We start from the raw sequence: 4,135 nt of genomic DNA, 5'->3' as shown, positions 1-4,135 counted from the left end.
CTCAACGCTCAACGCTCAACGCTCAACGCTCAACGCTCAACGCTCAACGCTCAACGCTCAACGCTCAACGCTCAACGCCCAACCTCCTCAGTGCTCCTCCCCCGGCGCATCCGGCGCGGCCGGCGCCCGCAGGACGGTGGCGGCGATGCCGCTGGCGAGGATCAGCCCCATGCCGGCCCAGCCCGCGAGCGGAATGCGGTCGCCGAACAGCAGCAGGCTGTACAGCGCGCCGAACACGATGCCCGAGTACTGCAGGTTGGCCACCACCAGGGTGGCGCCGTGGCTGTAGGCCCGGGTCATGCACCACTGCCCCAGCGAGGCGAACAGGCCGATCGGCAGCAGCCACAGGGCGCCGCCCCAGTCCCAGGGTGAAGCGCCGCCGACGACCATGCCGAGCCCGCCGGCCAGCGCGGAGCCGAGCGCGAAGTAGAAGACCGTGCGCACTTCCGGCTCGCCGATCTTGCCGAGCGCCATCACCTGCAGGTACGCGAACGCCGACAGCAGCCCCGACAGCAGCCCGACCAGCCCGGCGAAGACCTGGTGCTGCGCCATGCTCGGGCGCAGCATCAGCACCACCCCGGCGAAGCCGGCCAGGACGGTGAGCGCCAGGCCGCCCTGCCGCCCGGGCAGCGGCGCGCCCGAGCGCGGATTCCAGGCCAGCAGGGCGGCGCCGACCAGGAAGGTCGCGATCCAGACGCTGCTCATGTAGTTGAGCGTCATCGCCGTGGCGAGCGGCAGGCCGGCGATGGCGTAGAACCAGGCCCCGAGCGACAGCACGCCCACCAGGCTGCGCCAGGCGTGCATGCCGGGGTAGCGGGTGGCCAGCGAAGTGCGCTGCGAGCGCGCCCAGGCGGCCATCACGGCCATGCCGATCAGGCCGCGCCAGAACACCAGCTCCGAAGCGTTGAAGGAGGCCGAGGCGAACTTGACGCACACGGCCATCGTCGCGAAGAACAGCGACGCGCCGAGCATCCACAGGGCCTGCACGCGCAGGCCCTAGGAATGCCGCTCAGGTGCGGGGCGCATGCAGCCCCATGGCCTCGCGGTACCACTCGTGGAAGTGCTGCATGCCGTCTTCCATCGGGCTCTGGTAGGGGCCGACCTCGTTGTCGCCGCGTTCCAGCAGCGCCTTGCGGCCGGCGTCCATGCGCAGGGCGATCTCGTCGTCCTCGACGCAGGTCTCCATGTAGGCGGCCTGCTGGGCTTCGACGAACTCGCGCTCGAAGGCCTGGATCTCCTCGGGATAGAAGAACTCCACCATGTTGAGCGTCTTCTGCGGGCCCTTGGGGAACAGCGTCGAGACCACCAGCACGTTCGGGTACCACTCCACCATCACGTTCGGGTAGAGCGTGAGCCAGACGGCGCCGTGCTTGGGCAGCCTGCCGTCCTGGTAGCGCAGCACCTCGTCATGCCACTTGCGGTAGACGTCCGAGCCGGGCTTGCCCAGCTTGCCGGCCAGGCCGACGGTCTGCACCGAGTATTCGCGGCCGAATTCCCAGCGCAGGTCGTCGCAGGTGACGAAATTGCCCAGGCCGGGATGGAACGGGCCGACGTGGTAGTCCTCCAGGTAGACCTCGATGAAGGTCTTCCAGTTGTAGTCCACCTCGTGCAGCTCGGTGCGGTCGTACACGTAGCCGGAGAAATCCAGGTCCTGCTGGGGACCGAGCTTCGCCAGCGCGCGGTTGACGTCGAAGCCGTTGTTCTCGAACACCAGCCCGTTCCACACCTGCACCCCGTAGTTCTTCAGGTTGAGGCAGGGATCGGTGGCGAAGTGCGGCGCACCCATCAGCGTGCCGGCCTGGCAATGCTGGCCGGCGCTGTAGGTCCAGCGGTGTAGCGGGCACACGATGTTCCCTCCCGAGGAAGGCTTGCCGTGCACCGAGCCGCGCCCGCGCAGCATCACCGCCTGCCGATGCCGGCAGACGTTGGAGATCACTTCGATGCCGCGCGGCGTGCGCAGCAATGCGCGCCCCTCGCTTTCGTGCGGGAGCGTGTGGTAGTCGCCCATTTCGGGCACCGCGAGTTCGTGCCCCAGATACCGGGGCCCGCGCTGCCAGATCAACTCCAATTCGCGCCGGAAGAGCGCCTCATCGAAATAACTGCTGACAGGGAGTTGGCTTGCGGCCTGCTGTAACTGAAGACTTAAATCAGACATTTCACCTGACCTAGAGACTCCCCCTATGAAGGGGCAGGGCCGCGCGTAGGAGCGCGACAGAAAGGAGGGGCGATTCTACCCTTCGGGGAGACTTGGGGCTGCGCAGCCTAAAATCCAGGGTTTTCCTCGCCAGCATTCATGTCCAAGCCGCCTTTCGAACCCCCTGCCAGCTATGAAGCGGCCATGGAAGAACTCGAGCAGCTCACCGGCCGCATCGAGTCCGGGCAGCTGCCCCTGGAGCAGCTGCTGGCCGGCTACGAGCGCGGGGCCGAGCTCCTGAAGTTCTGCCGCGAGAAGCTGCAGGCGGTGGAGGAGCAGATCAAGGTGCTGGACGCCGGTGTCCTGAAGCCGTGGGCGAGCGAGTGACGAGCGCCGCACGGCCGCCCGAAGGCGCGGGCCCCCTCCGCTTGCGGAGGGGGGAGGAGAAGGCCGCGAAGCGGACAAGCCTGGGGGAGGCTTTTGTTTGACTTGAAGGACTGGTCGGCCGAACGACTGCAACGTACCGAAGATGCCCTCTCGGCCTGGGTGCCGGCATTGGCGCCGGCCGGCCTGGGCGAGGCCATGCGCTACGCCGTGCTCGATGGCGGCAAGCGGCTGCGGCCGCTGCTGGTGCTGGCCGCCTGCGAGGCGGTGGGCGGCCACCAGGGTGCAGCCCTGCGCGCGGGCTGCAGCGTGGAACTGATCCACGCCTACTCGCTGGTGCACGACGACATGCCCTGCATGGACGACGACGTCCTGCGGCGCGGCAAGCCCACTGTGCACGTGCAGTTCGGCGAAGCCACCGCCCTGCTGGCCGGCGACGCGCTGCAGGCGCTGGCGTTCGAACTGCTGGCGCCCGACGATGCCGGCATCCCCGATCGCACGCAGGCCCGGCTGTGCCGGCTGCTGGCGCGCGCCGCCGGCCACGCCGGCATGGCGGGCGGCCAGGCGATCGACCTCGCCGCCGTGGGCAAGTCGCTCACCGAGGCCGAACTGCGCCAGATGCACCGGCTCAAGACCGGCGCGCTGCTGCAGGCCAGCGTCCTGATGGGTGCGGCCTGCGGCGAGCCCGATGCGAAGGCGCTCGCGGGCCTGGGCGAGTACGGCGCGGCCGTCGGCCTGGCCTTCCAGGTGGTCGACGACATCCTGGACGTGACTGCCGATTCCGCCACCCTGGGCAAGACCGCGGGCAAGGATGCCGCCCAGGCCAAGCCCACCTACGTTTCGCTGCTGGGGCTCGATCGCGCCCGCAGCCATGCGAACGAACTGCTGGAGCAGGCCCGCGCCGCCCTGCAGACCACCGGCCTGCCCGACACACGAGCACTGCTCGCGCTGGCTGAAATGGTGGTAAACCGCGACAACTGACAACGAGCCATGACAGCGCTGCTGCAATCCATCAACGACCCGGCCGACCTGCGCCGGCTGCCGCGCCCGCAACTGCCGCTGCTGGCCGGCGAGCTGCGCAACTACGTGCTCGAATCGGTCGCCCGCACCGGCGGCCACCTGAGCTCCAACCTGGGCACGGTGGAACTCACGATCGCGCTGCACTACGTATTCGACACGCCGCACGATCGCATCGTGTGGGACGTGGGCCACCAGACCTATCCGCACAAGATCCTCACCGGCCGGCGCGAGCGCATGCCCACCCTGCGGCAGCTGGGCGGGCTGGCGGGCTTCCCGCAGCGCGCCGAGAGCGAGTACGACACCTTCGGCACCGCGCATTCGTCCACCAGCATCTCCGCCGCCCTGGGCATGGCGATCGCCGCCCGCCTGAAGGGTGAGCAGCGCCGCTGCATCGCCGTGATCGGCGACGGCGCGATGAGCGCGGGCATGGCCTTCGAGGCGCTGAACAACGCCGGAGTGGCCGATACCGACCTGCTGGTGATCCTGAACGACAACGACATGTCGATCAGCCCGCCGGTGGGCGCGCTGAACCGCCACTTCGCCCAGCTCATGAGCGGCCGCTTCTACGCCGCCGCCAAGGAGGTGGGCAAGAAGGTG

At 68.9% G+C, this 4,135-nt stretch carries 5 protein-coding genes; 3 read left to right on the top strand and 2 right to left on the bottom strand.

Annotated elements, in window-relative coordinates:
* Positions 1 to 87: 87 nt before the first annotated feature.
* Positions 88 to 987: a DMT family transporter gene (locus VFM98_RS21295; RefSeq protein ID WP_325111893.1), complete on the bottom strand. Its 900-nt coding sequence runs from the start codon at positions 985 to 987 to the stop codon at positions 88 to 90.
* A gap of 22 nt (positions 988 to 1,009) precedes the next feature.
* On the bottom strand, positions 1,010 to 2,155 hold the full coding sequence (locus VFM98_RS21290) for an aromatic ring-hydroxylating dioxygenase subunit alpha (protein ID WP_325111892.1): 1,146 nt from the start codon (positions 2,153 to 2,155) through the stop codon (positions 1,010 to 1,012).
* 138 nt (positions 2,156 to 2,293) lie between these two features.
* On the opposite strand from VFM98_RS21290, the gene VFM98_RS21285 reads away from it, so the two are divergent.
* The 3 genes from VFM98_RS21285 to VFM98_RS21275 form a co-directional block, all read left to right on the top strand.
* Complete coding sequence (locus tag VFM98_RS21285; protein ID WP_325111891.1) at positions 2,294 to 2,521, top strand: exodeoxyribonuclease VII small subunit; 228 nt, start codon at positions 2,294 to 2,296, stop codon at positions 2,519 to 2,521.
* Between the two features lie 93 nt (positions 2,522 to 2,614).
* Positions 2,615 to 3,499 (top strand): farnesyl diphosphate synthase, encoded by an 885-nt coding sequence (locus VFM98_RS21280; RefSeq protein WP_325111890.1) that lies wholly within the window; start codon positions 2,615 to 2,617, stop codon positions 3,497 to 3,499.
* A 9-nt stretch (positions 3,500 to 3,508) separates the two neighbouring features.
* On the top strand, positions 3,509 to 4,135 hold a 627-nt coding region (locus VFM98_RS21275), incomplete at its 3' end, for a 1-deoxy-D-xylulose-5-phosphate synthase N-terminal domain-containing protein (RefSeq protein ID WP_325111889.1).

This window comes from Ramlibacter sp. (assembly GCF_035706265.1).
Classification (GTDB): domain Bacteria; phylum Pseudomonadota; class Gammaproteobacteria; order Burkholderiales; family Burkholderiaceae_C; genus Ramlibacter.
The sequence above is the reverse complement of the archived record's forward strand: the minus strand, read 5'-3'. Positions and strand labels throughout refer to the sequence as shown.

Coding starts and splice junctions, on each gene's coding strand:
- VFM98_RS21290 (WP_325111892.1), bottom strand. CDS start 2,155: ATGTCTGATTTAAGTCTTCAGTTACAGCAGGCCGCAAGCCAACTCCCT.
- VFM98_RS21285 (WP_325111891.1), top strand. CDS start 2,294: ATGTCCAAGCCGCCTTTCGAACCCCCTGCCAGCTATGAAGCGGCCATG.